This is a genomic window from Spiribacter aquaticus, from assembly GCF_007625215.1.
Taxonomy (GTDB): domain Bacteria; phylum Pseudomonadota; class Gammaproteobacteria; order Nitrococcales; family Nitrococcaceae; genus Spiribacter; species Spiribacter roseus.
Genome location: NZ_VMKP01000003.1, coordinates 152,839 through 178,284, shown reverse-complemented (window position 1 = coordinate 178,284; position 25,446 = coordinate 152,839). Strand labels below are relative to the sequence as shown.

25 protein-coding genes and 1 other RNA gene are annotated in these 25,446 nt (G+C 67.8%); 3 read left to right on the top strand and 23 right to left on the bottom strand.

Annotated features, from left to right (window positions below; genetic code table 11):
- Positions 1-11: 11 nt before the first annotated feature.
- The 18 genes from ftsZ to rsmI form a co-directional block, all read right to left on the bottom strand.
- Complete coding sequence (gene ftsZ / locus FPL11_RS07350; RefSeq protein WP_144348046.1) at positions 12-1,166, bottom strand: cell division protein FtsZ; 1,155 nt, start codon at positions 1,164-1,166, stop codon at positions 12-14.
- Positions 1,167-1,188: 22 nt separating this feature from the next.
- Positions 1,189-2,430, bottom strand: a complete 1,242-nt coding sequence (ftsA, locus tag FPL11_RS07345; RefSeq protein ID WP_144348045.1) for a cell division protein FtsA — start codon at positions 2,428-2,430, stop codon at positions 1,189-1,191.
- A gap of 4 nt (positions 2,431-2,434) precedes the next feature.
- Positions 2,435-3,145, bottom strand: a complete 711-nt coding sequence (locus tag FPL11_RS07340; protein ID WP_144348044.1) for a cell division protein FtsQ/DivIB — start codon at positions 3,143-3,145, stop codon at positions 2,435-2,437.
- A complete protein-coding gene (locus tag FPL11_RS07335) occupies positions 3,142-4,083 on the bottom strand; it encodes a D-alanine--D-alanine ligase (RefSeq protein ID WP_144348043.1) in 942 nt (313 codons plus the stop codon). Before FPL11_RS07335 ends, FPL11_RS07340 begins: the two co-directional genes overlap by 4 nt.
- Positions 4,073-4,969, bottom strand: coding sequence for a UDP-N-acetylmuramate dehydrogenase (murB, locus tag FPL11_RS07330; RefSeq protein ID WP_144348042.1), 897 nt, complete (start codon positions 4,967-4,969; stop codon positions 4,073-4,075). The genes FPL11_RS07335 and murB overlap by 11 nt, the downstream gene beginning before the upstream one ends.
- Entirely contained in the window at positions 4,966-6,396 is a 1,431-nt protein-coding gene (gene murC / locus FPL11_RS07325; RefSeq protein ID WP_144348041.1) for a UDP-N-acetylmuramate--L-alanine ligase, read from the bottom strand. Before murC ends, murB begins: the two co-directional genes overlap by 4 nt.
- Positions 6,393-7,466 carry an undecaprenyldiphospho-muramoylpentapeptide beta-N-acetylglucosaminyltransferase gene (gene murG / locus FPL11_RS07320; RefSeq protein WP_144348040.1) on the bottom strand — a complete coding sequence of 358 codons (1,074 nt, stop codon included), beginning with the start codon at positions 7,464-7,466 and terminating at the stop codon, positions 6,393-6,395. Before murG ends, murC begins: the two co-directional genes overlap by 4 nt.
- The gene (ftsW, locus tag FPL11_RS07315; RefSeq protein ID WP_144348039.1) at positions 7,463-8,662 is read right to left on the bottom strand and encodes a putative lipid II flippase FtsW; all 1,200 of its coding nucleotides are present in this window, start codon (positions 8,660-8,662) and stop codon (positions 7,463-7,465) included. Before ftsW ends, murG begins: the two co-directional genes overlap by 4 nt.
- Positions 8,655-9,998 (bottom strand): UDP-N-acetylmuramoyl-L-alanine--D-glutamate ligase, encoded by a 1,344-nt coding sequence (murD, locus tag FPL11_RS07310; protein WP_144348038.1) that lies wholly within the window; start codon positions 9,996-9,998, stop codon positions 8,655-8,657. Before murD ends, ftsW begins: the two co-directional genes overlap by 8 nt.
- 14 nt (positions 9,999-10,012) lie before the next feature.
- Entirely contained in the window at positions 10,013-11,095 is a 1,083-nt protein-coding gene (mraY, locus tag FPL11_RS07305) for a phospho-N-acetylmuramoyl-pentapeptide-transferase (protein WP_144348037.1), read from the bottom strand.
- Positions 11,086-12,447, bottom strand: coding sequence for a UDP-N-acetylmuramoyl-tripeptide--D-alanyl-D-alanine ligase (locus tag FPL11_RS07300; RefSeq protein WP_144348036.1), 1,362 nt, complete (start codon positions 12,445-12,447; stop codon positions 11,086-11,088). The genes mraY and FPL11_RS07300 overlap by 10 nt, the downstream gene beginning before the upstream one ends.
- Complete coding sequence (locus FPL11_RS07295) at positions 12,447-13,940, bottom strand: UDP-N-acetylmuramoyl-L-alanyl-D-glutamate--2,6-diaminopimelate ligase (protein ID WP_144348035.1); 1,494 nt, start codon at positions 13,938-13,940, stop codon at positions 12,447-12,449. Before FPL11_RS07295 ends, FPL11_RS07300 begins: the two co-directional genes overlap by 1 nt.
- Positions 13,937-15,661, bottom strand: coding sequence for a peptidoglycan D,D-transpeptidase FtsI family protein (locus FPL11_RS07290; protein ID WP_144348034.1), 1,725 nt, complete (start codon positions 15,659-15,661; stop codon positions 13,937-13,939). Before FPL11_RS07290 ends, FPL11_RS07295 begins: the two co-directional genes overlap by 4 nt.
- The gene (ftsL, locus tag FPL11_RS07285) at positions 15,658-15,948 is read right to left on the bottom strand and encodes a cell division protein FtsL (RefSeq protein ID WP_144348033.1); all 291 of its coding nucleotides are present in this window, start codon (positions 15,946-15,948) and stop codon (positions 15,658-15,660) included. Before ftsL ends, FPL11_RS07290 begins: the two co-directional genes overlap by 4 nt.
- Positions 15,945-16,886: a 16S rRNA (cytosine(1402)-N(4))-methyltransferase RsmH gene (gene rsmH, locus FPL11_RS07280; protein ID WP_425473429.1), complete on the bottom strand. Its 942-nt coding sequence runs from the start codon at positions 16,884-16,886 to the stop codon at positions 15,945-15,947. The genes ftsL and rsmH overlap by 4 nt, the downstream gene beginning before the upstream one ends.
- Before the next feature lie 9 nt (positions 16,887-16,895).
- Positions 16,896-17,348 (bottom strand): division/cell wall cluster transcriptional repressor MraZ, encoded by a 453-nt coding sequence (mraZ, locus tag FPL11_RS07275; protein WP_110882941.1) that lies wholly within the window; start codon positions 17,346-17,348, stop codon positions 16,896-16,898.
- A gap of 208 nt (positions 17,349-17,556) precedes the next feature.
- Positions 17,557-17,911, bottom strand: an RNA gene (gene rnpB / locus FPL11_RS07270) — RNase P RNA component class A.
- A 27-nt stretch (positions 17,912-17,938) separates the two neighbouring features.
- Positions 17,939-18,805: a 16S rRNA (cytidine(1402)-2'-O)-methyltransferase gene (gene rsmI, locus FPL11_RS07265; RefSeq protein ID WP_144348032.1), complete on the bottom strand. Its 867-nt coding sequence runs from the start codon at positions 18,803-18,805 to the stop codon at positions 17,939-17,941.
- A gap of 55 nt (positions 18,806-18,860) precedes the next feature.
- Between rsmI and FPL11_RS07260 the strand changes: the two genes are divergently transcribed.
- From FPL11_RS07260 to FPL11_RS07250, 3 genes are read left to right on the top strand one after another with little or no spacing between them, the layout of a single operon-like run.
- Positions 18,861-20,780 (top strand): penicillin-binding protein activator, encoded by a 1,920-nt coding sequence (locus FPL11_RS07260; protein ID WP_159308498.1) that lies wholly within the window; start codon positions 18,861-18,863, stop codon positions 20,778-20,780.
- Positions 20,777-21,136 (top strand): YraN family protein, encoded by a 360-nt coding sequence (locus FPL11_RS07255; RefSeq protein WP_144348030.1) that lies wholly within the window; start codon positions 20,777-20,779, stop codon positions 21,134-21,136. Before FPL11_RS07260 ends, FPL11_RS07255 begins: the two co-directional genes overlap by 4 nt.
- A gap of 27 nt (positions 21,137-21,163) precedes the next feature.
- Positions 21,164-21,751 carry a phosphoheptose isomerase gene (locus tag FPL11_RS07250; RefSeq protein ID WP_144348029.1) on the top strand — a complete coding sequence of 196 codons (588 nt, stop codon included), beginning with the start codon at positions 21,164-21,166 and terminating at the stop codon, positions 21,749-21,751.
- 26 nt (positions 21,752-21,777) lie between these two features.
- Here the strand turns inward: FPL11_RS07250 and FPL11_RS07245 are convergent, their stop codons facing one another.
- The 5 genes from FPL11_RS07245 to petA are packed head-to-tail and all read right to left on the bottom strand — an operon-like array spanning position 21,778 to position 25,412.
- On the bottom strand, positions 21,778-22,185 hold the full coding sequence (locus FPL11_RS07245) for a ClpXP protease specificity-enhancing factor (RefSeq protein WP_144348028.1): 408 nt from the start codon (positions 22,183-22,185) through the stop codon (positions 21,778-21,780).
- A complete protein-coding gene (locus tag FPL11_RS07240; RefSeq protein ID WP_370456332.1) occupies positions 22,182-22,808 on the bottom strand; it encodes a glutathione S-transferase N-terminal domain-containing protein in 627 nt (208 codons plus the stop codon). The genes FPL11_RS07245 and FPL11_RS07240 overlap by 4 nt, the downstream gene beginning before the upstream one ends.
- Before the next feature lie 29 nt (positions 22,809-22,837).
- Positions 22,838-23,569: a cytochrome c1 gene (locus FPL11_RS07235; protein WP_144348027.1), complete on the bottom strand. Its 732-nt coding sequence runs from the start codon at positions 23,567-23,569 to the stop codon at positions 22,838-22,840.
- Positions 23,569-24,822 (bottom strand): cytochrome b, encoded by a 1,254-nt coding sequence (locus FPL11_RS07230; RefSeq protein ID WP_144348026.1) that lies wholly within the window; start codon positions 24,820-24,822, stop codon positions 23,569-23,571. Before FPL11_RS07230 ends, FPL11_RS07235 begins: the two co-directional genes overlap by 1 nt.
- Complete coding sequence (gene petA / locus FPL11_RS07225) at positions 24,822-25,412, bottom strand: ubiquinol-cytochrome c reductase iron-sulfur subunit (protein WP_144348025.1); 591 nt, start codon at positions 25,410-25,412, stop codon at positions 24,822-24,824. Before petA ends, FPL11_RS07230 begins: the two co-directional genes overlap by 1 nt.
- Between the last annotated feature and the right edge of the window lie 34 nt (positions 25,413-25,446).

The following is a 25,446-nucleotide window of genomic DNA, read 5'->3' as shown; positions in this document are numbered from 1 at the left end:
GGCAGGCTCGGTCAGTCGGCCTGGCGGCGGAGAAACGCCGGAATATCCAGGTATTCCATGTCGCTACCCGCTGCGGCGGCATTGCTGCCGTTGGCACTCCACTGACGGGCGGCCGGCCGTTCGGGGGTCTCGCTGGCCGGATCACCACTCGCCGCCTTACGCGGAACCAGCCGTGCGGCCGGCGCCGCCTCGGGCTCCTGCGCCGGGCGATCAGCGGCCAGACCGGTCGCCACCACCGTGACCCGGATCTCGCCCTCGAGCTCGGGATCGATCACGGTGCCCACCACGACGGTCGCCTCGTCCGAGGCAAACTCCTTGACGGCATTACCCACTTCATCGAACTCGCCGATGGACAGGTCCAGCCCCGCGGTCACATTCACCAGCACGCCATTGGCGCCGGCGATATTGGCATCCTCGAGCAGCGGGCAGGCAATGGCCCGTTCCGCGGCCTCGCGCGCCCGGCCCTCGCCGCTGGACTCACCGGATCCCATCACCGCCATGCCCATCTCGGACATCACCGTGCGCACGTCAGCGAAGTCGACGTTGATCAGGCCGGGGCGTGTGATGAGCTCGGCAATGCCCTTGACGGCCCCGAGCAGGACATCGTTGGCCGACTTGAACGCGTTCAGCAGCGTCAGCTCCTGACCCAGCACCGCAAGCAGCTTTTCGTTGGGGATGGTGATCAGCGAGTCGACCTCACGCTCGAGCTCGCGGATCCCCTCCTCGGCCACGCTCATGCGCTTCTTGCCCTCGAACGGGAACGGCTTGGTGACCACGGCCACCGTCAGCACGCCCATTTCGCGGGCGATCTGCGCCACCACCGGCGCCGCCCCGGTGCCGGTCCCGCCGCCCATGCCGGCGGTGATGAACACCATGTCGGCGCCTTCCAGCACCTCGGCGATCCGCTCCCGGTCGTGATCGGCGGCCTCGCGGCCGACCTGCGGATGGGCCCCGGCGCCCAGCCCCTTGGTGATGCCCTGACCCAACTGCAGCGTGGTCCGGGCCGAGCTGTTACGCAGTGCCTGGGCATCGGTGTTGGCGCAGATGAAATCCACCCCGTCCACATCGGCGGCCACCATGTGCTGCACGGCGTTGCCGCCGCCACCGCCGACGCCGACGACCTTGATGACCGCATTCTGGTTGTAGCTATCCATTAACTCGAACATTGCTTCACCCTCCGTCGATGAATCAGAAATTTCCCTTGAACCAGTCCCTCATCCGGCCCCATACCGCCGTGAAGCCCTGGGCTCCGCCGGCTGAGAGTTCCGGACGCGATTCGTCACGGTGTTGCCAGCCGCCATGCAGCAGACCGACGCCCGTGGAGTAGATGGGGTTGCGGACGACATCCGTCAGCCCCGTCATGTGTTGCGGTAGCCCCAGACGCACCGGGGTGTGGAAGACCTCCTCAGCGAGATCCACCGCGCCTTCCATCTTCGAGCTGCCGCCGGTCAGCACGACGCCGGCGGCAATCAGATCCTCGAACCCACTCCGCCGGAGTTCCGCCTGGACCAACGTCATGAGCTCCTCGTAGCGGGGCTCGACGACCTCGGCAAGGGTCTGGCGGGACAGCCGCCGCGGCGGGCGATCTCCCACCGAGGCCACCTCGATGGTCTCGTTACTGGTCGCAAGCTGGGACAGCGCGCAGGCGTAGCGCATCTTGATGTCCTCGGCGTGCTGGGTGGGCGTGCGCAGCGCCACCGCAATGTCGTTGGTGACCTGGTCGCCGGCAATGGGAATCACCGCGGTATGACGGATGGCGCCATCGGTGAATACCGCGATGTCGGTGGTGCCGCCGCCGATGTCCACCAGACAGACGCCCAGTTCCTTTTCGTCCTCGGTCAGCACGGCGTGGCTCGACGCCAGCTGCTCGAGGATCACATCGTCCACCTCAAGCCCGCAGCGCCGGATGCACTTGACGATGTTCTGGGCGGCGCTGACCGCACCGGTCACCATGTGGACCTTGGCCTCGAGGCGCACACCGGACATCCCCACCGGTTCCCGGACGCCTTCCTGGCTGTCGATGATGTACTCCTGCGGCAGGGTGTGGAGGATCTCCTGATCCGCGGGAATGGCCACGGCCCGCGCCGCGTCGAGGACCCGCTCGACATCGCTGCGGGTCACCTCACGGTCCTTGATGGCGACGATGCCGTGGGAGTTGAGCGAGCGCACATGGCTGCCGGCGATGCCCACATAGACCGAGTGGATCTGGCAACCGGCCATGAGCTCGGCCTCCTCCACCGCACGCTGGATGGACTGGACCGTGGACTCGATATTGACCACGACGCCCTTTTTCAGGCCCCGCGAGCGGTGCGAACCGATGCCGATCACCTCGACATCGCCGCCCGCCTGCATCTCACCCACAATCGCCACGACCTTCGAGGTGCCGATATCCAGGCCCACCAGCAGATTGCGTTCCTGTTTTCTTGTCATTGACTCATTCCTCGTCCTGCCACCGCAGGGCAAATCCATCGGGGTAGCGCAGATCGGCCACCGCCGGCTGTCGTTGATCGGTCTCGGGCAACTGCTGCCAGGCGGCGACAAAGCGCGCCAGGCGGGCGTCGACCGAGTCGCGGCCCAGACGCACGACCCCGCCACCGTCGAGTGTCAGCGTCCACGCCCGACGCTCGTTCAGCGTCAGCGCCACGGCCTTCAGAGAGACTGGCTCGAGCCGGGCCTGCAGCGCCCGATAACGGGCGAGCACCCGCTCGGCACTGCCCGGCGGACCGGCCAGGGCCGGTAGCGACAGGTCCGGCAGCGGGCTGGGCCGGAACAGGTCGGCATCGGCGTTCATCAGCGCGCCCTCCCCCCAGATCGCCACTGCCTGATGCGCATCGATGGTGACCCGCAGGGCATCCGGCCAGACCCGCCGGACGGTCGCCGTGGCCACCCACGGCCGCGACTCGACCGCCTCGCGGATCGCGGTCACGTCGGCGGTTAGCAACCCGCCCTGCAGCGATCCACTCAGCGCCGCGCGCAGCTCCGAGGCCTGCAGGCGCGCCAGCTCGCCGTCGAAGCCGATCCGCTCGAGGGGCAGCAACGGCCCCACCCAGCCCCGGTCGAGGGCATGCAGGGCGCCGGCGCCGAGTGCCGTCAGGCATCCCAGCAACAGCAACAGCGCCGCGCGTTGGCTCACAAAACCGCTCACTGTCCGTCACCATGCCTCCAGCTCGTCAGCAGAATCCGCGCCACCAGCTCGTGCATCCCGATCCCGGCGGATGCGGCCGCAGCCGGCACCAGCGAGTGATCGGTCATGCCCGGGATGGTGTTCACCTCGAGCAGCCACAGACCGCCCTCGGAATCCGCCATGACATCCACACGCCCCCAGCCGCAGGCGCCGATCGCGGCAAAAGCGCGACGCGCCAGCTGCGCCATCCGCGCCTCGGCCGCCACGTCCAGACCGCAGGGCAGGACCATCCGCGTGGACTCGGACTGGTACTTGGCGCGGTAGTCATAAAACGGTTCATCCACCTCGATGCGAATGGCGGGCAGGTCGCGGTCCGCCAGCAGCGCAAGCGTGTATTCGGGGCCGTCGATGCAGCGCTCGACCAGCGCCGCCCCACCAAACGCCCGCGCCTGCTCGGCCGCCGCGGCCAGGTCGGCGCCGCGATCCACCCGGGCCGTGCCCATGCTTGACCCCTCACGCAGCGGCTTGACGAAAAGCGGCAGCCCCAGCGCCTCGACCACCGCCTGCGGGTCGTCGCCATGCCGCAGCACACGGAAAGCCGGCGTGGGCAGCTCCATCGCCTGCCAGATGCATTTACTGCGCAGCTTGTCCATGCCGAGGGCCGAGGCCAGCACGCCGCTGCCGGTGTAGGGGATGCCCATGGCCTCCAGCGCACCCTGCATCACGCCATCCTCGCCGCCCGGCCCGTGCAGGGCGATGAAAGCACGGTCATAGTCCGCAAGGGCCGCCACCGGGCGCTCGGCGGGGTCAAAGGCCGTGGCCTCGACCCCCATCGCCTGCAGCGCCGCCAGGCACTCGCCGCCGCTGGCCAGTGAGATTTCGCGCTCCGCCGAGTGGCCGCCCATCAGCACGGCCACCCGGCCGGGATCATGCCCCTGGAGGTGTGCATCAAGCGTCATGGGACAACGCCTCCCCGATGATGCGGACCTCGGTCTCCAGGGTGACGCCGTAAACGGCCTGCACGGTGGCCCGGATCCGGTCGATGAGCGCCTCGATATCGGCCGCGCAGGCCTCGCCGTCGTGGACGATGAAGTTGGCGTGTTTCTCGGACACCCGGGCGCCGCCCTGGCGGGCGCCCTTGAGCCCGGCCGCCTCGATCAGCCGCGCCGCATGATCACCGGGCGGGTTCCGGAACACCGACCCACCACTGGCAATGCCGGTGGGCTGCTTCTCGGCCCGCTCGGCGAGCAGGTCCTTGACCCGGGCCTTGAGTGCAGCCGGATCACCGTCCGGCTGAAAACGGAAGGTCGCGGCGGTAAACCACTCACCCTCCATTCCGCGTACCTCGCGATACCCCACGGCGAAGTCGGCGGGATCACGCTCGCGGAGGGTGCCGTGACGATCGACGGTTTCCACTGACTCCACCTGCGACCAGGTATCACCGCCCCAGGCACCGGCATTCATCGCCAGCGCGCCGCCGGTCGTACCCGGGATGCCGGCAAAGAACGCCGCCCCGACATAACCCCGTCGGCCGCATTCCCGCGCCAGCTTCGCGCAGGGGACACCGGCATCGACCCGCATCCGCCCCTCGCCCTGATCCTGCAGCGAGGACAGTCCCCGGTGCAGGCGGATCACGGTCCCCTGCAGGCCGCCGTCGCGGATCAACAGATTGCTGCCCAGACCCAGCCAGTGGAACGGCTCGACGGCCTGATCGCTGGCCAGAAAGCGGGCCAGGTCACGGCTGTCCACTGGTTCATAGACCCGCGCCGCGGGGCCACCGACGCGCCAGGTCGTGTGGCGCGCCATGGGAACGGATTGACGCAGCTGACCGTGAGCCATCGTCATGACCGTGCCTCCCCGGCCAGCAGCCGCGGCAGCGCCGTGCCAATGCTGCCGGCACCGAGGGTGATCACCACATCGTCGGCCCGCAGCATGGCCGGCAGGATCGAGATCAGCTCATCAAGGTCGCCGACGAACACCGGGTCCACCTGACCGCGCAGCCGGATGGCGCGGCACAGACTGCGGGCGTCGGCGCCGGGCAGTGGGGCTTCACCGGCGCCGTAGACCTCGGTGACCAGCAGCAGATCGGCCTCGCCCAGGACCCGCGCGAAGTCGTCAAACAGATCGCGGGTGCGGGTGAATCGATGGGGTTGGAAAATCACCACCAGCCGCTGTCCCGGCCAGTTACTGCGCAGCGCCTCGGTGACCGCCTCGATCTCGCGGGGATGATGCGCATAGTCGTCCATGAGCAGGCTGCTGCCGCCGGCGACGGGCAGCCGCCCGAGCTGCTGGAAGCGCCGGCCGATGCCGGCGAACGCCCCGAGGGCCTGCTGAATCGCGGTATCGGCAACATTCAGCGCCCGGGCCACGGCAATGGCCCCCAGCGCATTGAGCACATTGTGGCGGCCGGGCAGATTGAGGGTGACCGGCATCGGCTCGAATCCCTCGGCCCGCACCGTGAAATGACTGCGGCCGGCGTCGGCAACGACATCGGTTGCCCGGACGTCGGCACTGGCGGAAAACCCGTAGGTGCGCACCGGCCGCGCCAGTTCGCCGGCCAGTGAGCGCAGCTCGGCATCATCGTCGCAGAGCACGGCCAGCCCGTAGAACGGCAGGTGGTGGAGAAACTCGATGAACGTCGCGCGCAGCCGATCGAAATCACCACCATAGGTCTCCAGATGGTCGGCATCGATATTGGTGACCACCGCGAGCATGGGGTTGAGATAGAGGAACGAGGCATCGCTTTCATCCGCCTCGGCAACCAGATAACGGCCGGTGCCAAGGCGTGCATGACTGGCGGCGCTGTTCAGCCGGCCGCCGATCACGAAGGTCGGATCCAGATCCGCCTCGCCGAGGATGCTCGCCACCAGGCTGGTGGTGGTGGTCTTGCCATGGGTGCCCGCCACCGCAATACCAAACCGGAAGCGCATCAGCTCGGCGAGCATCTCGGCGCGTGGGACCACGGGCACACGCGCGGCCCGGGCGGCGATCACCTCGGGATTGTCTTCGGTGACGGCGCTGGAGATGACCACCGCATCGGCGTCACGCACCTGCTCGGCCCGATGCCCGATGGCGATGCCCGCACCCAGACCGCGGAGATGCTCGATCACGGCATTCTCACGCAGATCCGAACCGCTGACCGTGTAGCCCAGGTTGAGCAGGACTTCGGCGATGCCGCCCATGCCGGCCCCGCCGACGCCCACAAAATGCAGACGCTGGACCGGGCCCATGGCGCCGGGGCCACCCGGGGTCTGGGGCTGGAGGCTGTTCATGCGCTCACCTCCAGGCAGATATCGGCGACCTGCTCGGCCGCCCGCGGGCGTCCGACATGCCGGGCGTTGGCAGCCATCCGGGCCCGCGTCGCCGGCTCGGTCAGCAGCGGCCGCAGCACCGCCGCCAGGCCCTCCGCCGACAGCGCATCGTCGGCGATCATCCGCGCCGCATCGGCCTCCACCAGAAACCGGGCGTTGGCGCTTTGATGATCGTCCACGGCGTAGGGATACGGCACCAGGATCGCGGCGCGTCCCACCGCCGCCAGTTCCGAGACGGTCAGCGCGCCGGCCCGGCAGATCACCACATCGGCAGCGTGATAGGCGCCCGCCATATCATCGATGAAGGCACGGACATCCGCCTCAATGGCCGCCTCGCGATAGCCGGACCGGGCCGTCTCCAGACTCCGCTCGCCCGCCTGGTGCAGCACCGTCGGCCGCTCCGCCACAGGCAGCCGGGCGAGCGCTTCGGGCACCACCCGGTTGAGGGTGCGCGCCCCGAGACTGCCGCCGATCACCAGCAGCCGCGGATGGGGCGCCGCCGGCGCCGGGTCCGTCTCGGCCAGTGCGGTGATGGCACCGCGCACCGGATTGCCGGTAAAGGTCGTCGCCCGATCACCGGGGAACGTCGCGTCCAGCCCGGTCAGCACGCGGGTGGCCCGCCGCGAGAGCAGCCGATTGGTCAGCCCGGCAATCGCATTCTGCTCGTGAATGATCAGCGGGATCTTCCGGAGCCAGGCCGCAATGCCTCCCGGCCCCGCCACGTAGCCACCCATTCCCAGGACCGCCCGCGGCCGATGCCGACGCAGTACCGCGAGCGTTTCAAAAACCGCCCGCGCCACCATCCACGGCGCCTTGAGCCATCCGGCCCAGCCATTACCGCGCAGGCCCCGCACGGTCACTGTCTCGAGGGGGATGTCGGCCTGGGGAACCACGCGGGCCTCGAGGCCAAGCGGTGTTCCCAGCCAGATCACCGGCACCGACTGCCGGGCGAGGACCTCGGCCACGGCCAGCGCCGGGAAGACATGCCCGCCGGTGCCACCGGCGATGATCAGGATCGGTCGCGGGGTCATGTCGCCCTCCGCCGCGGCCGCTGACTGGCCGCCCGGCCGGCTTGCCGGCACTCGAGATCGGCCCGCATCAGCAGCCCCAGTGCCAGCGCGGTCACGATCAGACTGCTACCGCCGTAGCTCATCAACGGCAGGGTCAGGCCCTTGGTGGGCAGAAGTCCCAGATTGACGCCCATGTTCACGAACGCCTGCAGCCCGAATGCAATGGCCACCCCGTAGGCCAGCAGGCCACCGAACAGCCGCCCGCTGCGCAGACTGGCCGCCCCGATGCCGCAGCCGCGCCACACGATGAAGCTGTACAGGCCGATGGTGACCGCCATGCCGACCACGCCGAGCTCTTCGGCCATCACGGCAAAGACGAAGTCGGTATGCGCCTCCGGCAGATAGAAAAGCTTCTGGACGCTGTTGCCGAGACCAACCCCCAGCCACTCGCCACGGCCGACGGCAATCAGCGACTGGGTGAGCTGAAAGCCACTGGCGAACGGATCCGCCCAGGGGTCGGTGAACGCCGTGAAGCGCTCCAGGCGATAGGGTTCGGCAATGATCAGCGCGACTCCCGCCAACACCGCGACAGTGCCCAACACCACAAAGATCAGTAGCGGCACGCCGGCGATGAACAGCACACCACCCACCGTGGCCGCGAGCACCGCGAGGGCGCCGAAGTCGGGTTGCGCCAGCAGGAGCGCGCCCACCGCCGCCATCACCAGCGCGACCGGCAGCATCGGCGCCGCGGAGGCCCGGACCCGCTCCCCATGACGCGCCAGAAGGGCGGCGAAATAGATGAGCACGAACAGTCGGATGAATTCCGAGACCTGAAGATTGACCGGTCCCAGCGGGATCCAGCGGGTAGCGCCATTCACCTCGCGCCCGACCCCCGGAATGAGCACGGCGATCAGCAGCGCGAACGACAGGACCAGCAGCGGCGCGGATACGGCGGCCACGAAGGTCAGGGGAATGCGCAGGCAGACCGCGAAGGCCAGCATCCCAAGCCCCAGAAACGCCGCCTGACGCCGCAGGAAATGCGTGGCCGACTCGCTGGATGCCTCGCCAATCGCCACCGAGGCCGACGCCATCATCACCAGTCCCAGCGCCGCCAGGACCAGGATCGCCACCAGCAGCGGGCGGTCGAATTCGCCAGCGGCCGGAAGCCGGCCTGCGAAGGGCGCGGTGAGTACGGACAGTGACAGGCGCTCAGTCATGGGGTAGCGCCTCCACCCAACGGCGGAAGTGATCGCCGCGTGCACGGTAGTCGGTGAACTGATCCAGACTGGCACAGGCGGGCGACAGCAGGATCACATCCCCGCGCCGCGATACGCGCCGTGCGGCCTGCAGGGCTGCGTCCAGATCGGCCGCCGTGGTCACGTCCACATGGCCGGCAAGGGCGTCGGCGAGCGCTGCCGCATCGCGGCCGAACAGCACCGCCGCGCGGCCGGTCTCCGCCAGCGCCACTCCCAGAGCGGCGAACGACTGGCCTTTGCCGTCACCGCCGGCGATCAACACCAGCGGCCCTTCCAGCCCACGGATCGCCGCAATCGCGGAACCCACATTGGTGGCCTTGGAGTCGTTCACCCACTGACGGCCCTGCCGCCAGCCGAGCGACTCGGTGCGATGCGGCAGTGACCGGAATGCAGTCAGGGCAGTCACCATCGCGTCGCGGTCAAGACCGGCGGCCTCGCCGATGGCAAGCGCCGCCAGCGCATTCAGTGCATTGTGGTGCCCCGGCAGGGCGAGGGCGTCGCGCGGCATCACCGGCGTCTCGCCGGCCATCAGCCAGGCGTCGCCGTGGTGCCGGCCGATTCGCCAGGCCGATGCCGGCGGCGCAGCGTCGCCGAACCGGTGGACGGCGGCGGCGTCGCCCGCCATGCCCCTTACCCAGGGGTCGTCAGCATTGAGGACCGCGTGTCCGGCATGGCGGAAGATCCGCGCCTTGGCTGCGGCGTAGGCCGCCATGTCATCGTAGCGGTCAAGGTGATCAGGGCTCAGATTGAGGACGGCCGCCACCTGCGGCTGCAGCGATACGGTGGTCTCGAGCTGGAAACTCGACAGCTCGAGCACGAACAGTTCGGCGCGCGGCTGGCTCGCCAGCAGCGAAAGCGCCGCCGGGCCAAGGTTGCCACCGGCGGCGACATCGATTCCGGCCTGCTCGGCCATCGCCGCGACCATACGGGTGACGGTGGTCTTGCCGTTGGAGCCGGTGATCGCGATCACCGGGGCGTTCACCGCCCGGGCAAACAGCTCGATCTCGCCGATGATCGACTGCCCGCGCCGCTGCGCCGCCCGCAGTGCGGGATGGCGGGGATCGACCCCGGGGCTGAGGACGATTTCATCGGCGTCAGCCAGCAGCCGCTCATCCAGATCGCCGGTGATGACCGGAACATCCGGATGCTGCGCCCGCAGAGCAGCGCCCCGGGGCGGGTCCACGCGGGTATCCATGACCGCGACGCGATGGCCCGCATCGGCCAGATGACAGGCCGCCGCATGGCCGGACTCGCCCAGACCGACCACCATCTGATCCCATTCGATGCCGGTGTGCATGTGTGCCTCTCCCGTCATCGCAGCTTCAACGTGGCCAGACCGATGAGCACCAGCACCACCGAGACAATCCAGAACCGCACGATGACCCGCGGTTCCGGCCAACCCTTGAGCTCGAAGTGGTGATGAAGCGGTGCCATGCGAAAGACGCGACGCCCGGTGCGCTTGAACCAGAGCACCTGGATCATCACCGATACCGTCTCGGCGACGAACACGCCCCCCATGATGAACAGCACGACCTCCTGACGGACCACCATGGCGATCATGCCCAGGGCCGCACCCATCGCCAGCGACCCGACATCGCCCATGAACACCTGCGCCGGATAGGTGTTGAACCACAGAAAGGCCAGCCCCGCGCCCACCAGCGCGCCGACGAAAACCGTCAGCTCGCCCGCCCCGGCGACGTAGGGGATCGCCAGATAATCGGCGAAATTCACATTGCCGCTGGCGTAGGCGAAGATCCCCAGGGCACCGCCGACGAGGACCGTTGGCATGATGGCAAGGCCATCGAGCCCGTCGGTGAGGTTGACCGCATTCGAGGCGCCCACCACCACCAGCCATGTCAGCGGAATCAGCAGGATGCCCAGCGGGATCGCCACATCCTTGAGAAAGGGCAGGATCAGCGTGGTCTGGACGGGTGAAGTGGCCATCGCGAACAGGACCGCGCCGGCAATCAGCGCGGCAATGCTCTGCAGCAGCAGTTTGGAGCGGGCCCGCAGCCCTTCGCTGCTGCCGCGGGTGAGTTTCAGCCAGTCGTCGGTGCCGCCGATCGCCCCGAAGGTCAGCGTCGTGAGCAGCACGAGCCAGACATAGCGATTGGTCAGATCCCCCCACAGGAGCGTGGCCACACCAATGCCCACCAGCATGAGGGCGCCCCCCATGGTGGGTGTGCCGGCCTTGGAATAATGACTGACCGGCCCATCGGTGCGGACATACTGGCCGACCTGATGACGCTGCAGCCGACCGATCAGCCAGGGCCCCACCAGCAGACCGATGCCCAGCGCCGTCAGCGTGCCGAGGATGGCCCGGAAGGTCAGATACTGAAAAACATTGAACGCGCTGTAGAACGCCTCCAGCTGTTCGGCAAGCATCAGGAGCATGCGCGTCCCTCCCCTGACCCGCCGGCCGCCAGTGCGGCGACGACTTCATCCATCGCCGCCGAGCGCGATCCCTTGACCAGCACGTTGATCCCGGGCCGGGCGGCGGTCTTGACCGCCTCCACCAGTTCAGCGCGGGTCGCAAATCCGGCGCCGCCGGCACCGAAGCCCTCGGCCGCATGGGCCGCGAGCGGACCGGTGGCGAATAAGCGCTCGACCCCCAGCTCGCGGGCCTGCTCGCCCGCGCGGCGATGCAGCGCCGGGCCTGCATCGCCCAACTCCGCCATATCGCCCAGGACCAGCCAGAGCGGTGTCCCGGTCGCGGTCAGTGTCTCGAGTGCCGCCGTCAGGGAAGCCGGGTTGGCGTTGTAGCTGTCATCCACCAGCGTCATCGAGGCGAGGCCGTCGCGATACTGAAGTCGTCCCGCGACGGGGGCCACGGCCATGAGCCCGTCGGCGATGGCCTCGAGGCTGGCCCCGGCCGCACGCGCCGCGGCGGCGGCCGCCAGCGCATTGGCCCGGTTATGACGCCCGGGCAGGGCCACCGCGGCGGTGATGGCGGCATCCTCGAAACGGATCTCGAGCCGGCCGTCGGCCCGCTCCACCCCTGTGACGTCGGCGGCATGGCCGTCGAGGCTGAAGCGCTTTATATGGCAATGCGCCGCCTTTTGCTCCCAGACCGCCGCGTAGGGGTCGTCGGCATTGACGATGGCATAACCCTTGGCCGGCAGTTCCTCGAACAGCTCGCCCTTGCAGTCGGCCACCGCCGCCACACTGCCAAAACCCTCCAGGTGGGCCGGACCGGCATGTGTCACCACACCGACCCATGGACGCGCCCAGCTTGCCAGCAGCGCGATATCGCCGGGTTTACCGCAGCCCATCTCGACGATGGCGAAGTCATCATCCGGATCGATGCCACAGAGCGTCAGCGGCACCCCCAGCTCATTGTTCAGGTTGCCTTCAGTGGCCCGGGTGGTACCGCAGCGCCCGAGGATGGCGGCGAGCATTTCCTTGACCGTGGTCTTGCCATTGCTGCCGGTCACACCCACCACCCGGGCACGGCTCGCCGACCGGGCGCGGCAGGCCAGCTCGATGAGCACCCGCTGCGGGTTGTCCACCCGCCACTGCGGCAGCGCCGCGTCGGTGTAGTGATCGACCAGCGCGGCCGCGGCACCGGCCCGGGCCGCGGCATCGATGCATTCGTGTCCGTCGATCCGCTCGCCACGCAGGGCAATGAACAGGTCCCCGGGGCTGACGCGGCGTGAATCGATGGCGACCCCTGTGACGGTCACCTCACCGCCCCGCGATTCGCCGCCGAACTCAGTCACCAGGGACAGCAACCGCACCGCTTCCATCAGCCCGCCCTCCGCGACAGCACGCTGGCCGCACAGTCACGATCACTGAAGGCGTGGGCCGTGGCGCCGATCTGCTGCTCGGTCTCGTGGCCCTTGCCGGCGATCAGCACGGCATCGCCGGGACCGGCCATTTCGATGGCGGCGGTGATCGCGCTTGCGCGATCCTCGATGACCCGGCAGTCACCGTGGCCCGCGCAGCCGGCCCGGATGGCCTCGAGAATCGCCGCCGGCGACTCGGAACGGGGGTTGTCGCTGGTCAGAATGATGCCATCGGCGCGCTGGCCGGCAGCCGCTCCCATCAGGGGCCGCTTGCCGGTGTCACGATCGCCCCCGCAGCCAAAGACCACCCATAACCGGCCGCGGACATGGGGTCGCAGGGCATCGAGCGCCGCCGCGAGGGCCCCGGCGGTGTGCGCATAGTCGACAATCACCACCGGACCGCCCTCCACGGTGAATCGCTCCATGCGACCCGGTACCGGTTGCAGCCGGCCCAATGCTCCCAGCGCCGCCGGCACATTGCCGGGCTCGATCAATGCGCCCAGCGCCGCGAGGGCGTTGAGGGCATTGAAATCGCCGATCAGCGGCAGGTGAGCGGTATGCTGCCGACCGGCATGATCGATGCCCAGCTCGAGCCCCTCCGCCCGACGCTCGAGCCGCGACAGGCACAGATCAGCGGCACCCGTCCGGCCGTAGACAACTGGGGTGGCGTCCGATAGCGGATGCGCGGCCAGATCCGCGCCCACGGCATCCTCCCCATTGAGGACCTGACGGCGCAGGCCGGGCCACGCGAACAGACGACGCTTGGCGGCGCCATAGGCCGCCGCCGAGCCGTGGTAGTCAAGATGATCGCGCCCCACATGGGTCAGCACTGCGGTGGCAAACGTCACGCCATCCACTCGGTGTTGCGCCAGGGCATGCGAGGAGACTTCCATCGCCACGCAGCAAATGCCGTCGTCCCGCAGCGACGCCAGGCGCGCCTGAATACTGACCGGATCGGCGGTGGTCTGTGTCGAGGCGCGGAGCTGCCCCGGGCGCCCCCAGCCTACGGTCCCCATCACCGCCGCCGGTCCCTGCAGATCTTCGGCCATCTGGGCGATGTAGTGGGAGACCGAGGTCTTGCCATCGGTGCCCGTGACCGCGATCACCGTCATCGCTTGCGATGGCTCATCGTAGAATCGACCGGCGATGGCGCTGGCCAGCGCGCCGACGCCGGCCCGGGCGATGGCCACGGCGCCGGCCGCGTCGCAGCGCGCGGCGATGGCGGGGTGGTCCTGCCCGGCCGCGGGTTCATAGAGCACCACGCCCGCCCCGGCCGCGAGGGCCTGATCGAGATAGTCCAGGCCATGGGCCCGATGACCGGCCAACGCCAGAAACAGGCCACCCGGGGCAAGCTGCCGGGCATCAAGCGCGATACCGGTCACGCCAACGCCCTTCAACCGGGCATCCACCAGCCAGGGGGCAAGCAGCGCTTCGGCGGACCAGACCCGGCTCATGGCGACTCTCCGCCGGCCACGGTCAGACCCGGCTGGTCGAAGGCTGCATCGGGCATCACGTTATACAACCGCAGCGCGTCACCCATCACCGCCGCAAACACCGGCCCGGCCACGGGGCCCGCGTAGTAGGCATCACCGCTGGGCTCATCGATTGTCACCACGGCCACAAAACGCGGGTCACTGGCCGGTGCCATGCCCGCAAAGGTCGAGATGTAACGGTCCTCCGCATAACCGCCGGACACGGCCTTGCGGCTGGTGCCGGTCTTGCCGGCGACCTGATAGCCGGGAATGGCCGCCTGTGTCGCCGTGCCTCCGGACTCGGTCACAGCGGTCAGCATTTCGCGGAGCTGGGCGGCGCGCCGGGCGCTCATCACCCGCTCGGGGTCCGGCCGGCGCCCGTCCGCGATCAGCGCGGGCGTGGGCAGTTCCCCACCGGAGGCGATGGCCGAGTAGGCCCTTGCCAGCTGCAGATTGCTCACCGACAGGCCGTAACCAAAGGCGAGGGTCGCCCGCTCGATGGGGCGCTCCGAGGGCATGGAAGAAAGCCTGCCAGCGCTATCGCCAGGCAGCCCCACGCCACTGGGTTCGCCAATGCCGAGGCTGTTGAGTGTCTGCCAGACCTGCCCCGACTCGAGGGACAGCGCCATCTGCGCGGCACCGACATTGCTCGACTTGCGCAGCACGCCGGCGACCGTGAGCTCGCCGAAATTGCGGACATCACGCACCTGATGGCCACCCACCCGCATGACACCCGGCGCCGTCTCGACGACGGTCTCGGGGGTATAGCGACCCGTGCGCAGCGCCGCCAGTACCGTAAACGGCTTCACCACCGAGCCGGGTTCGTAGATGTCGGTGACAGCGCGGTTGCGGTAACGCCCACCGGTCATCTCCGAGCGGCGATTGGGATTGAACGAAGGCTGATTGGCCATCGCCAGGATGTCGCCATTGTCCGCGTCCATCAGCACGATGGAGCCACTGGCGGCCTGATGCCGCTCGACGGCGGCCTTGAGCTCGCGGTAGGCGACGTACTGCAGGCGTTTGTCGAGGGTCAGTGTCAGATCATGCCCGGGATCAGGCTCGCGCAGTCGCTCGACATCCTCGATATTGCGCCCGTGGCGGTCGCGCAGAACCCGCTTGGCGCCCGGCTCACCGGACAACCAATCATCGTAGGCGAGTTCGAGGCCCTCCTGGCCGTGATCATCGATGTTGGTGAAGCCGAGCACATGGCCACTGACCTCTCCAGTGGGATAGAACCGGCGGTATTCACGCTGCAGGGCGACGCCGGGGACATCCAGTGCGCTCACCCGGGCGGCAAGGTCCGGGCTGACATGGCGCTCGAGGTAGAAAAACGCCCGTTCGCGGCGCTCGTTCAGGTCCGAACGCAGCCTGGCCGGATCGGTGTCGAGCAGGCGGGCCAGCGCGGCCAGATCCTGCTGCGAAGCCTCTTGTGTGGTCACGCGCGGATCCGCCCAGACCGAGTCCACCGGTGCGCTGATGGCCAGCGGCTGGCCCTGCCGGTCGCGGATCGTGCCGCGATGCGCGGGCAGGGATTCCACCCGCAGATGACGCTGCTCCCCCTGTCCCTGCAGGAACGGCCCATCGATCAGCTGCAGCGATACGGCCCGCGCCATCAACACCACCGGCAGCGCCAGCAGCAAGACCAGCACCAGCACACGACGCCACGCCGGCGGTGCCACGGAGCGGGCCTTGCGCCGGTTCATTGTCGCTCGCCCCCGGATTCCAGCCGGATCAGCGTCGTGTTCTGTGGATCGATCGCCTTGAGACCGATGGACTCACGGGCAATGCGCTCGACCCGGGACTGCATGGCAAGGGCACCCTGCTCGAGCTGCAGCTGCCGCCATGCGGTGTTGAGCTGATCACGGTTGTCGCGCAGTGACTCGAGGGTGACGAAAAGACTGCGGGTTTCGTGGCGCACCTCCACCACCGCAACCGCCGAGCCCACCGCCAGCACGCCCAGTAGCAGCAATGTAAGGATCGGGCGTTTCATGGCAACCGCTCCGCGATGCGCAGGGTGGCGCTGCGTGCGCGTGGGTTGCGCTGCACCTCGGCTTCGGCGGGCCGGTGGGCGCGCCCGATGCGGCGCAGCCCCGGGCGCTTTTCCGCGGGCACGACACCGGCCCCGGGCGGCAGATCGCCGACCTGGCTGTTGCGCGTCATGAAACGCTTGACGCGACGGTCCTCGAGGGAATGAAAACTGATCACCACCAGGCGGCCGCCGGGCTCAAGCAACTCGCAGATGTCATCGAGCAGCCGGCTCAGCGATTCCAGCTCGCCATTGAGGTGGATACGGATCGCCTGAAAGCTGCGTGTCGCCGGATGGCGACCCGGTTCGGGCCGCGGCACCGCCTCGGTGATCAGCCGAGCCAGTCCCGTGGTGGTCTGCGGCAGCGCGGCGGCGTCCCGCGCCGCCACAATCGCCGCCGCAATGCGACGGGCGTAGCGCTCTTCGCCGTACTCCCTGAGCACGCGCACCAGCGTGCCGGCATCGACCCGCTCAAGCCACTCGACTGCCGTTTCGCCCCCGCCATTGTCCATGCGCATGTCGAGCGGTCCCTCGCGCATGAAGCTGAAGCCACGCTGGGGCTGGTCAAGCTGGGGAGAGGACACGCCCAGATCCAGAAGGATCCCGGAGACCCGGCCCGCCAGACCGGCGGCGCGCAGCTCTACGCCCAGTTCGGCGAAGTTGGCCTGCAGGATCCGGCAGCGGGGATCATGGCCGTGGCGTTCGTACGCCTGCGCGACGGCCTCGGGATCACGATCCACCAGCCACAGGCGTGCCCCTTCACCCAGCGCCTCGAGAAGCGCCCCGGCATGGCCGCCGCGTCCGTAGGTGGCGTCCACATACACACCGTCGATCCGCGGAGCGAGGGCGGCCACCGCCTCGTCGCGCATGACGGCCGCATGCTCTCGTGGCGCGTTCACCACTCACCCCCCTTAGAGCGACAGCGATTGCAGGTCATCCGGCAGCTCCTCGGCATCGGTCCCTTCCGCCAGCCATTCATCCCGGCGCGTCGTCCAGCTGTCCTCGTCCCAGAGCTCGAACTTGTTGCCCTGGCCGATCAGCACGGTGCGCTTGTCGAGTCCGGCGAAGCTCCGCAGCGGACCCGGCAGCAGTATCCGGCCGTTACCGTCCAGCGGACATTCGGTGGCATGACCGATCAGCAGCCGCTGCAGACGTCGAGCCGTAGGGTTGAGGCTGGGCAGCCGGACCAGCTTCTGCTCGATGTCCTCCCACTCCGGCAGGGGGTAGATCAACAGGCAGTGGTCGCGGTCGACGGTGACCACCAGATTCCCGTCGCAAAGGCTCGACAGCCGCTCGCGATAGCGGCTGGGGAAGGCTATGCGCCCCTTTGCGTCAAGATTGATCTGGGTGACACCGCGAAACAATTTATTCCCCTTAGGCGACCCGTGGCTGCCATTCTTCACCACTTTTTCCCACTTATGACCACACTGTAGACAGCCGGGTATGCCCCGTCAAGCCAACGCAGAAGGGATTTTCCCCGTCCTGACAGAGACTTACGAAAACAGGCCAAATAGTGGGGGGTTTTACCGATTCACGGACCGGTGGATCGCGCAGGGGCGGGGGATCAAAAAGAGTGGAAGCCGGCCTGTAAGCCGGGTTCTGTCGAGGGCAATCATTCCTCTGGGATGCGTGTCGCCACGCACCTCAAGCGACCTACCCGGGAGCTCGCACGGGCCGTGCTTGCACTCCCCTATTCGGTCTTGCTCCGGGTGGGGTTTACCGTGCCACGCGATGTTGCCATGCGTGCGGTGCGCTCTTACCGCACCTTTTCACCCTTGCCTGTGCCGTGCGGACACGGCCATCGGCGGTCTGATCTCTGCGGCACTTTCCGTCGGCTCTCGCCGCCCAGGCGTTACCTGGCACCCTGCCCTATGGAGCCCGGACTTTCCTCGACGCCCTGGGGCGCCGCGACTGCCCGGCCGACTTCCATGAACAGTCTATCATCCCGGCCGCATCAGCCGCGGGGATTCGAGTCCTGCTCGAGCACCTGCTGGTAGAGCTGATTGACCGACGCGCCGGTCAGTCTCGCCAGCACCCGCGCCGTCGACTTCGCCCCAAGCCCCTCGTGGCGTAGCAGACGCACCAGCTCATCCGTCGCGGGCAGACCCGGCGCGGGGGCGACGGCCGGCTCTGGCGCCGGCCCGACCACCAGGACGAACTCGCCCCGACACTGATCGCTGTCGCCCGCAACCCATGCGCGCAGACCGGCCAGCGCGTCGACACGGGTCGTTTCGAAGCGTTTGGTCAGCTCACGGCAGATCGCTGCCTCGCGCTCGGCGCCGAAGGCATGCTCCATCGCCTCGAGGGTGGCGGGCAGACGCCGCCCGGCTTCCAGAAACACCTGCGTGCAGGCCGTATCCGCAAGGGCCTGCAGCCGACGCTGGCGTGGGCCCGCCCGCGACGGCAGAAAGCCCTCGTAGCTGAACCGATCCGTGGGTAGCCCGGCGATGGACAGCGCCGCGATCACGCTGGACGGCCCGGGCACGGTCAGCACCGGGTAGCCGGCCTGATGGACGGCCCGCACCAGCCGATAGCCCGGATCGCTGATCAGCGGAGTGCCGGCATCACTGATCAGCGCGACCGACTCGCCATCGGCAAGCCAGTTGGTCAGCCGCTCCACCCGGGCGCTTTCATTGTGCTCATGAAGACTGATCAGCGAACCCTGAAGCCCCAGGCGCTGCAGCAGCTGACGACTGTGGCGGGTGTCCTCGGCGGCGATGTGATCAGCACTGCCAAGCACCTCACAGGCCCGGGGACTGATATCGCCCAGATTACCAATGGGTGTTGCGACCACATGGAGGGTCCCGGTGCGGTTTGACACGGTTTATCCCCGGACTCGATACTTTCGGACAGTTCGACAGCTTAACCGCCCGCCCATGCCACCGCGAGGCCTGCCTGTGCCCACCCCGCGACTGCCGCTCATTGCCCTGTTCACCGCGCTGGTGGTCGCCGGATGCTCGTCCCTCGAAACCCGCGAGGCCACGGCCCCGCTGACATCGCTGGAACACCCGCGCATCGACGCGGCCGAGTCGGCCCTCGCCGTGAATGACCCCGCCAGCGCCGTCGCGCTGCTGCGCGTGGCGGCGAGCGATTTCTCCGGGCCAACCGCCACCGGCCTGCGCCTGGAGGCGGCCCGCGTTGCACTGGCCATGGGCGACCCGGCCGCCGCCCAGCGACTGCTTAACGAGCGTGACGCCATCGCCAGCGCGGACAACAAGGCCATCACCATTCTCCTGCGCACCCGCCTTGACGAGACCCTCAGTGATCGCCAGATCATCGACCGACTCGAGAACCTGCCCGCCCCGCTTTCCGCACGCATGGCCCCGTACCGCCTTCAGGCACTGATCGATGCGAAGGCGGCCAGCGGGGACTGGATCGGGGCTATCAATGACTGGCGCACCCTGGATCGAAAGGCCCTGTCGCCGGTCCGGCGCCAGCGTAGCGAGGCACGCCTGTGGCAGGCCCTGCAGGCGGCGCCGATGGCAGCGCTGCGGCGCGCCGCGGATTCCGCCCGTCAGCCGGTCATAACGCAGTGGCTTGAGCTTGCCATCGGCGTGCGTCAACGCGCCCTGGACGCCGAAGCCACCCAGGCTTTTCTGGCCGATCATCGACGCTCAGCGGTGGACGCTGGCATCAGCCAGCGCTTGATCCGGCGGATCCTTGCCATGCAACGCGCCGATCTGTCACCGCCACGCCGCGTCGCGGTACTGCTCCCCCTGAGCGGTGACTGGGCCGGCGCCGGGCGGCGGATTCGCGACGGTCTGCTCGCGGCCTATCACGCCGACAGCGCCGACAGCGGCGACCAGCCCGTACTGGCATTCTTCGATGTTGGCGCCGACGGCCTGAGCGTGACCGCCGCCTATCAGCAGGCACGCGCGGATGGGGCGGGGCGCGTGATCGGTCCGCTGCGAAAATCCGCGCTGCGCGATCTGGTGGCCTCGACGGATCTGTCGGTTCCGGTCCTGGCCCTCAACCGCATTGACAGCGATCGCGGCGGGCCGCGCCTCCAGCAATTCGGGCTGGCGCCCGAGAACGACGCCAGGGCCACCGCCGCGCTGGCCAACCAGATGGGTCAGGAGCGAATGCTGGTCATCCGCCGCGACGACGACTGGGGAAGCCGGGTTGCCACGGCTTTTAAAACCGCACTGACCGAGACGGACGCGGCCATCGTCGGCGAGCAGCGCTACCCTCCCGACCAGCAGGACCTGAGCTTTCCGATCAAGGCGCTGTTGGGCATCGACGCCAGCGAAACCCGTCACGAACGCCTTGAGTCCATCACCGGCGAGCGCTTTGGCTTCGAGGCGCGCCGCCGCCAGGACATCGATGGCCTGTTCATGGCGGCCCGCGAGCCCGACGCCCGCCTGGTGCTGCCGCAGTTGCGCTTCCACCGCGGCATCGGTCTGCCCATCTTCGGGGTTGGCACCAGCGTCCCGGGCGACCCCGACAGCAGCGCGCGGAGCGACCTCGACGGGCTGCTCTTTGCTCGTATGCCCTGGCTGCTGGATGACGCCCCACTACCCGCGGCCGACGCACTCCAGCAACAGCTGTCCCCCGCCGATCCGTCGGCGGCCCGCCTGCGTCTGCAGTCACTGGGCATCGACAGTTATCGCCTGCTCTCCGGCCTCCCGGCACTGGCTCGGGACCCGGAACTGAGCATGCCGGGTGCTTCGGGACGGCTTTCGATCAATGAACGCCAGCAGATCCAGCGCGCACTGCTGCCGGTCCAGATGACCGAGGCCGGCATCCGGCGACTGAACCGTGCCGACGGCGAGGCAGTCACGGACCGGGTGCCATGACCATCGCCGCGCACCAGACCGGCGCCGCCGCCGAGGCCCTGGCCCTGGAATACCTCGAGGCTGAGGGCCTGAAACTCAGGGCGCGCAATTTTCGGATTCGGCGCGGCGAGATCGACCTCATCATGGAGGACCGCGGCGAGATCGTCTTTGTCGAGGTACGCGCCCGTCACCAAAGCGGATTTGGCGACGGCATCGACAGCATTACCGCGGCCAAACGCCGGCGGCTGATCGCCACCGCCAAGGCCTGGCTGCAGCGCCAGCGCAGTGAACCGCCAACGCGTTTTGACGTGATCGCGGTAACGCCTGACACCGGCCGTGTGGAATGGATCCGGGATGCATTCCACGCCGATGAATGACCCAACACCACCGAATAGAGGATACCCATGAGCGCCAGCGACCGGATCGCGCAACAGTTTCACGCCAGCATCCAGACCAAGCAGACCGCGCTTGATCAGTTGCCCGCGTTCATCGAGCAGGCGGGTCATGTCATGGTCGACTGCCTGCAGCGCGAGGGCCGCATTCTCAGCTGCGGCAACGGCGGCTCAGCGGGGGACGCTCAGCACTTTTCCTCGGAGCTGCTCAACCGCTTCGAGATGGAGCGCCCGGGGCTGCCCGCCATTGCCCTGACCACTGACAGCTCGACGCTGACGTCCATCGCCAACGACTACGATTTCAACGAGGTTTTTGCCCGGCAGATCCGCGCGCTTGCGCTGCCCGGCGATGTGGTGCTGGCGATCAGCACCAGTGGCGGCAGCGACAACATCATCCGCGCGATTGACGCCGCCCACGATCGCGGTGCCCGGGTGGTGGTCCTGAGTGGTCGCGATGGCGGACCCATGGCGCTGAAGCTGGGCCCGGAAGACATCGAGATCCGTGTCCCGGCCGAGGTGACCGCCCGCATTCAGGAGGTCCATCTGCTGGTCATTCACTGTCTCTGTGATCTGATTGACCACCAGCTGTTTGGCGGCTGACCGCCCGCCCGGGCAAAAACAGGCCGCTACTTGATGACGCGCAGCCCGGGCTGCCCCCTGCCGCCCGGCGACGAATCGGAGGACGAGTCCCCGTCACTGCCATCCGGCGGTGGATCGTGCTCACCATCCTCGGGAGTGAAAAGCATTCCACGTCCATTCTCCCGGGCGTAGATCGCCATGACTTCGGCGACCGGCACGCTGACCTGGCGTGGCTGGCCGCCAAATCGGGCGCTGAAGGCAATCAGTTCATTGCCCAGGTCAAGCCCGCGCACCGCCGCCGGGGCCACGTTGAGCACCAGCTGACCGGCGTCGGCAAATTCGAGTGGAGCCACCACGCCTTCGCCTTCGGCGTTGACCAGCAGGTGGGGCGTCAGATCGTTGTCCGCGATCCACTCGTAGAGACCGCGGATCAGGTAAGGCCGACTCGGCGTCATGAGGCTTTGCGCATTCCCTTTTCCGTGTGCGTGAGACTGGCCACGAACGCATCGCGGCTGAACAGCCGATCCGCATAGGCGGCCACCGCCGAAGCGCCCTCCGGCAGTTCCACACCATAATGCCCCAGCCGCCAGAGCACCGGCGCCAGCACGCAATCCATCATGGTGATGTCATCGCTGAGGAAGTACTGACGCCCGGTATCAAATACGTCCGCCCCTGCCAGCAGGCTCTCGGCAAGCTGACGGCGGATCGGCGGCCGCCGGCGCCGGTCGGCACGCTCGAGCTGATGCATGAGACCGTACCAGTCGCGCTCGATGCGCGAAATCACCAGTTTCGACTTGGCGCGCGAGACGGGATCGATAGGCATCAGCGGGGGGTGTGGGAAGCGCTCATCGAGATACTCGCAGATCACCCGCGGGTCATAGAGCGCCAGATCACGATCGACCAACGTCGGTGTTTCCGCGTAGGGGTTGAGCTGTGGCAGATCCTCGGGGGGCGGCCCGTCGGGCAGCACCTCGACCACATCGGCGTCGATGCCTTTTTCCGCAAGGACGACCCGCACCCGGTGGCTGTCCACCGAGAGCGGGTCACTGTAGAGCCCGATGGACGGCCGCTGACTCAGCGGGACCGTCGACGCGCTTCGCTGACTCCTCAGTGGATGTCCCTCCAGTATTCGCGCTTGAGCAGATAGGCAAGGATGGTGAATATCACCAGAAAGCCGATCACCCAGACACCGATCTCCTGGCGCTTGGCCCGGACCGGCTCGGCCATGAAGGCCATGAAATTGGTGATGTCACGCGTCGCCCGGTGGTATCCCGACTCGCTCAGCGTACCCTGCTGCCCCTCTGGCAGGACCACCTCAGCGACCTGCTGCTCGCCGTGACTTTCCTCGTAGCGGGCCTCGGGCACCCCCTGCATCCGCCAGAGGACATGGGGCATCGAGGAGTTGGCAAGCAGTGTGTTGTTCCAGCCAATGCTGGCATCCGGATCCCGGTAGAAGCTGTTGAGATAGGTATAGACCCAGTCGGCTCCCCGTGCCCGGGCGGTCAGCGAGAGGTCCGGCGGCTCTGCGCCGAACCAGTCCGATGCATCGGCGCTGCGCATGGCGGCGTTGATGGTGTCGCCGGGCGTGTAGTCGCCATAGATCAGATTGGACTCGACCGTTTCCATGGACACGCCCAGTGCCTCGGGCAGGGCGTTCCAGCGGACATACTCGGCGGAATGGCAGCCCATGCAGTTGTTGGCGAACAGCTTCGCCCCGCGCTGTAGCGATGCCTCGTCGGAGACATCAACGCGGGCGTCCATCAGGTCACCGCCGCCGCCGGCGGACCATGCCGGCGCGGACAGGCAGGTAAGCAGGGCAATCAGGAGGAGTTTTCTCATCAGTCCGTCACCCGCTCCGGTACCGGCTTAGTACGCTCGAACCCGAACGCCGTGTAGGCGAATAGGAAGATGAAAAAGCCGAAGTACACCGCGCTCCAGATCTGCGCCCAGGTTGTCACCGTCAGCCCAAAGTACAGGTCCGAGGGTGCCTGCAGGCCGAGGTAGCTGAGGCAGACGAAAGCCACTGCAAACAGGCCCAGCGCAAGCTTGTGACCGAGCCCGCGGTAGCGCACCGAGCGTACCCGCCCACGATCGATCCATGGCAGCAGGAACAGCAGGAAAATCGCCGAGCCCATCGCGATCACGCCCCCGAGCTTGTCGGGAATCGCCCGCAGGATCGAGTAGAACGCGGTGAAATACCACACCGGTGCGATGTGCGCCGGCGTCTGCATGGGGTCGGCCGGCTGGAAGTTCGGCGGCTCCAGGAACAGCCCACCCATTTCCGGGGCGAAGAAAACCACCGCCGAGAAGAAGATCAGGAAGACCCCAAGACCGAAGGTGTCCTTGACCGTGTAGTAGGGATGGAACGGGATGCCGTCTTTCGGCTTGCCGTCCGCACCCTTGTTCTTCTTGATGTCGACGCCGTCGGGATTATTCGACCCGACCTCGTGGAGGGCGAGGATGTGGAACACCACCAGACCCACCAATGCCAGCGGCAGCGCCACGACGTGCAGGGCGAAGAACCGGTTCAGGGTAACGCCGGAGATGTTGTAGTCGCCGCGGATCCACAGCGCCAGCTCTTCGCCCACGCCCGGAATGGCACCGAACAGAGAGATGATGACCTGCGCGCCCCAATACGACATCTGTCCCCAGGGCAGCAGATAGCCCATGAAGGCCTCGGCCATGAGCGCGACATAGATGATCATGCCGAACACCCAGATCAGCTCGCGGGGCTTCTGGTAGGAACCATAGAGCAGTGCCCGGAACATATGCAGGTAGACGACCACGAAGAACGCCGATGCGCCGGTGGAGTGCATATAGCGGATGAGCCATCCCCACTCCACATCCCGCATGATGTACTCCACCGACGAGAACGCCCCCTCGGCCGAGGGGTTGTAGTTCATCGTCAGCCAGATGCCGGTCAGCAGCTGATTGACCAGCACGAATAGCGACAGCGCGCCGAAGTAGTACCAGATGTTGAAATTCTTGGGGGCGTAGTACTCGCCGACATGCTCGTTCCACATGCGGCTGAGCGGGAAACGGGCGTCCACCCAGCCCAGCACGCCACCCTGCACCTTGGTTGTGTCACTCATCAGGCCGCCTCCTGGTCTTCCCCGACCACGATCACGCCATTGTCAGCGATCCGGTAGGGGGGGACTTCAAGATTGGTCGGCGCCGGCACCCCAGCGTAGACCCGTCCCGCGTTATCAAATTTGGAGCCGTGACAGGGGCAGAAGAACCCCCCCGGCCAGTTGGTATCAAGCGATCCCGGCTGGGGCATGAACGAGGGAATGCAACCCAGATGGGTGCAGATCGGCACCACCACGAAGAATTCCGGCTCCACCGAGCGATACATGTTCTGCGCGTAGGCGGGCTGCTGGCTGGCGACGGCGGAGTCCGGATCGCTCAGCACGTCATCATGACCGGCCAGCGAGTCGATCGCCGTCTCGGAGCGGCGGATCACCCAGACCGGCTGACCGCGCCAGGTCACGTTGACCTTCTGCCCGGGCTGCATGGTCGAGGCATCGACCTCCACCGGCGCCCCCGCGGCCCGTGTCCGCGCGCTGGGGTTCCAGTACGCGAGGAAGGGCACCGCGACGTAGGCCGCACCAATACCACCGACGACACCGACCGCACCGGTCAGGAACCGGCGACGGCTGTTGTTTGCTTTGTCCTCTGACATCTGGATCCTCTGGGTCAGGCCTGTCTCTGGGCGG

Coding starts and splice junctions, on each gene's coding strand:
- ftsZ (WP_144348046.1), bottom strand. CDS start 1,166: ATGTTCGAGTTAATGGATAGCTACAACCAGAATGCGGTCATCAAGGTC.
- ftsA (WP_144348045.1), bottom strand. CDS start 2,430: ATGACAAGAAAACAGGAACGCAATCTGCTGGTGGGCCTGGATATCGGC.
- FPL11_RS07335 (WP_144348043.1), bottom strand. CDS start 4,083: ATGACGCTTGATGCACACCTCCAGGGGCATGATCCCGGCCGGGTGGCC.
- murB (WP_144348042.1), bottom strand. CDS start 4,969: ATGACGATGGCTCACGGTCAGCTGCGTCAATCCGTTCCCATGGCGCGC.
- murC (WP_144348041.1), bottom strand. CDS start 6,396: ATGAACAGCCTCCAGCCCCAGACCCCGGGTGGCCCCGGCGCCATGGGC.
- murG (WP_144348040.1), bottom strand. CDS start 7,466: ATGACCCCGCGACCGATCCTGATCATCGCCGGTGGCACCGGCGGGCAT.
- ftsW (WP_144348039.1), bottom strand. CDS start 8,662: ATGACTGAGCGCCTGTCACTGTCCGTACTCACCGCGCCCTTCGCAGGC.
- murD (WP_144348038.1), bottom strand. CDS start 9,998: ATGCACACCGGCATCGAATGGGATCAGATGGTGGTCGGTCTGGGCGAG.
- mraY (WP_144348037.1), bottom strand. CDS start 11,095: ATGCTCCTGATGCTTGCCGAACAGCTGGAGGCGTTCTACAGCGCGTTC.
- FPL11_RS07300 (WP_144348036.1), bottom strand. CDS start 12,447: ATGGAAGCGGTGCGGTTGCTGTCCCTGGTGACTGAGTTCGGCGGCGAA.
- FPL11_RS07295 (WP_144348035.1), bottom strand. CDS start 13,940: ATGAGCCGGGTCTGGTCCGCCGAAGCGCTGCTTGCCCCCTGGCTGGTG.
- FPL11_RS07290 (WP_144348034.1), bottom strand. CDS start 15,661: ATGAACCGGCGCAAGGCCCGCTCCGTGGCACCGCCGGCGTGGCGTCGT.
- ftsL (WP_144348033.1), bottom strand. CDS start 15,948: ATGAAACGCCCGATCCTTACATTGCTGCTACTGGGCGTGCTGGCGGTG.
- FPL11_RS07260 (WP_159308498.1), top strand. CDS start 18,861: ATGCCACCGCGAGGCCTGCCTGTGCCCACCCCGCGACTGCCGCTCATT.
- FPL11_RS07255 (WP_144348030.1), top strand. CDS start 20,777: ATGACCATCGCCGCGCACCAGACCGGCGCCGCCGCCGAGGCCCTGGCC.
- FPL11_RS07250 (WP_144348029.1), top strand. CDS start 21,164: ATGAGCGCCAGCGACCGGATCGCGCAACAGTTTCACGCCAGCATCCAG.
- FPL11_RS07245 (WP_144348028.1), bottom strand. CDS start 22,185: ATGACGCCGAGTCGGCCTTACCTGATCCGCGGTCTCTACGAGTGGATC.
- FPL11_RS07235 (WP_144348027.1), bottom strand. CDS start 23,569: ATGAGAAAACTCCTCCTGATTGCCCTGCTTACCTGCCTGTCCGCGCCG.
- FPL11_RS07230 (WP_144348026.1), bottom strand. CDS start 24,822: ATGAGTGACACAACCAAGGTGCAGGGTGGCGTGCTGGGCTGGGTGGAC.
- petA (WP_144348025.1), bottom strand. CDS start 25,412: ATGTCAGAGGACAAAGCAAACAACAGCCGTCGCCGGTTCCTGACCGGT.